This is a genomic window from Methyloceanibacter sp. (assembly GCF_050728395.1).
Taxonomy (GTDB): Bacteria; Pseudomonadota; Alphaproteobacteria; order Rhizobiales; family Methyloligellaceae; genus Methyloceanibacter.
The window spans coordinates 1-2,686 of record NZ_JBOHJB010000176.1 but is presented as its reverse complement, the minus strand read 5'-3'; the positions used below and the strand labels follow the sequence as shown (position 1 = coordinate 2,686).

3 protein-coding genes are annotated in these 2,686 nt (G+C 60.8%); all 3 read left to right on the top strand.

Features of this window, described 5'->3' with window-relative positions; genetic code table 11:
• A partial coding sequence (locus tag ACREC7_RS16275) for a GGDEF domain-containing protein (protein ID WP_431556734.1) occupies positions 1–274 on the top strand: 274 nt, incomplete at its 5' end.
• Positions 275–319: 45 nt separating this feature from the next.
• Complete coding sequence (locus tag ACREC7_RS16270) at positions 320–1,540, top strand: IS701 family transposase (protein ID WP_431556733.1); 1,221 nt, start codon at positions 320–322, stop codon at positions 1,538–1,540.
• A 252-nt stretch (positions 1,541–1,792) separates the two neighbouring features.
• Positions 1,793–2,547 (top strand): IS5 family transposase gene (locus ACREC7_RS16265; RefSeq protein ID WP_431556732.1). Its coding sequence is split into 2 segments (ribosomal slippage): positions 1,793–2,123 and positions 2,123–2,547, totalling 756 coding nucleotides; the frame shifts between segments, so codons are not numbered across the junction.
• The last annotated feature ends 139 nt before the right edge of the window (positions 2,548–2,686 follow it).

Here is a 2,686-nt window from a genome sequence, read left to right as displayed (position 1 = left end):
CGAGCGGGTGCGCGAGGCCTTTGCCGATTCCGGAATCGCGGTCGAGGAAGGCCCGGTCGACACCACGGTCAGCATCGGCGTGGCCGGCGGACCGGCGGGCACCGAGCTCGAAGTGCTGCTGGCGGCGGCCGATACCGCGCTCTACCAGGCCAAGCGCGGCGGCCGCAACCGCGTCGAGGCCGCCGAAGAGCTGCCGCTGTCGCTGGAGAAGTGGCGGCGCAAGACCGCGGGCATTGCGGATCAGCGACGGCCGGGGGTTCCGAGCCTCGCCTAGCACTACAGTTGCTTTTTCGGAAGGCTTCTGAATCAATGGGCAACCATGATTCGAAGATCGTGGGCGCGGGCAGCGTCGATTGAAGAGACGCTTGCGTTGTGGGCGGCGTCGCTTCGAGAGGTCAAGAAGCGGATACGTCCGTTGTTCACGCAAGAGCGTGTTGCGACCAATGCAGGCCTGTTCCTGGAAGGTCTGCTCGGAGATGAGCAGCGCAAGACCGGTTGGATGCGCGCGGAGGCGGCTGGCGATCCCGGCCCATGGCGGCAGCAGGCGATCCTGGGTCGCAGGGATTGGGACGCCGATGCCCTGCGCGATATCGTACGGGGCTATGTCATCGAGCATTTGGCGGATGACGATGCGGTGCTGGTGATCGACGAGACCGGCTTTCTCAAACAGGGCAAAGCGTCATGCGGCGTGGCGCGGCAATACACGGGTTCGGCAGGCAAGATTACCAACTGCCAGATCGGCGTCTTCGCTACCTACGTTTCGCGTCATGGTCATGCGTTCATCGATCGCGCGCTGTACCTTCCGAAGGAATGGACCGACGATCCAGATCGTCTGGAAGCCGCCTATGTGCCTGCCGATGTCGGCTTTGCGACCAAACCAAAGCTGGCGACGAGAATGATCGCCCGCGCGATAGCCGCGTCTGTACCATTCAAGTGGGTTGCCGGTGATACCGTCTACGGTGTTGGCGACATCGAACAGCAACTTCGCCGGGCGGGCAAAGGCTACGTGCTGGGGGTCAGCAGCGCTCATGTGTTCCGGTCCTGGGGCAAGCGGTCGCCGGTCGCCGGTACGGCCGCAGACCTCGCCCGGACCCGGCGCCCGTCCGACTGGAAGCGCCTGTCGGCGGGAGCCGGAACCAAAGGACCGCGGCTGCACGATTGGTGCTATCTCGAATTGGCCGATCTCGAGGCCGGGCAATTCAACCGTGCAAATGATGGTTTGTGGACGCGCGGTCTATTGATCCGTCGTCGCATCGCCGACGGTGACCTCGCCTTCTTCACCACCTGGTGTCCGGCGGGAACATCCATTGATACGCTGGTCGCGGTCGAAGGCCATCGCTGGGCGATCGAGGACAGCTTTGAGACCGCGAAAAACGAGTTCGGGCTCGATCACAACGAGAGCCGATCCTGGCATGGCTGGCATCGCCACGTGTCGCTGGCGATGCTCGCCTTCGCCATGATGGCCGCGATCCGACATCGCGCCAATCCGCCACCGCCCAAAAAAACCAAACGGCGCCCCCCGGCAAAAGCCAAAGCATAACCACACCGCCACTGATCCGCTGGTCAATCCAGGAAATCCGCCGCATCGCCGTCAGACTCGCTCGAAACCGTATTCAACCCGCGCATGTCATCGCATGGTCATTCTGGCGAAGGGCTCACCAGGCTGCCGCTCAACGCGCTCACCTCAAAGCAGAAAGACAACTGTAATGCTAGGGCCTGTCCTCATTTAGCGGATTCCCAAGATGTTCACCAAGTGATTCATGGGAGGTCAACTTGATTCGGAGTTGACTCAATGCGCCGCTATGCCCTTCGTGATGACCAATGGGAGCGTATCAGGGACCTTCTGCCCGGCCGTGAAGGGCATGTCGGTGTCACCGCCAAGGACAACCGGCTGTTTGTCGAGGCGGTGCTTTACCGTTATCGCGCCGGCATTCCCTGGCGGGACCTGCCGGAACGGTTTGGCGATCCGATCAAGGTTCACACGCGGTTTTCGCGCTGGGCCAAGCGCGGTGTATGGAAGAAGCTCTTCGAAATGCTGGCGGCCGACGCCGACAATGAGTACGCGATGATCGACAGCACCATTGTGCGCGCACATCAGCACAGCGCCGGCGCCCAAAAAAAGACGGCGACCAGGCGATCGGGCGCAGCAAAGGCGGATTAAGCACCAAAATCCATGCCATGGTCGATGCCCTTGGCAATCCGTTGTCCTTCTTCCTGACTGCGGGGCAAGCCCATGATCTGCAAGGTGCCGACGCGTTGCTGCCTCAGATGCAGGCAGATACCTTGCTGGCAGACAAGGCTTTCGATGCCGATGAGCGCGTCATCGAGCCTCTGCTCGCGGCAGGAAAAAGGTTCGTGATCCCGCCCAGGAGGAATCGAAAGGTTCAACGCCTCTACGACAAGGAAATGTACAAAGCGCGCCACCTCATGGAGAACTTCTATTGTAAGCTCAAGCAGTACCGAGCGATTGCGACCCGCTATGACAAGACTGCCAGAAACTTCCTCGCCGGCATCCATTTGGCCGCCGCTGTCATTTGGCTCAATTGAGGACAGGCCCTAGACAAGTCGTCGCCGTGGTTGCCAAGGGTGAAGTTGAATTGGGCATATTCCTCATCAATGTTCTTACCGTTCCAGGTCTGGACGTCGTAGGTCCATTTCCTGCCGACGTGCAAGTAAACGTAGTGTT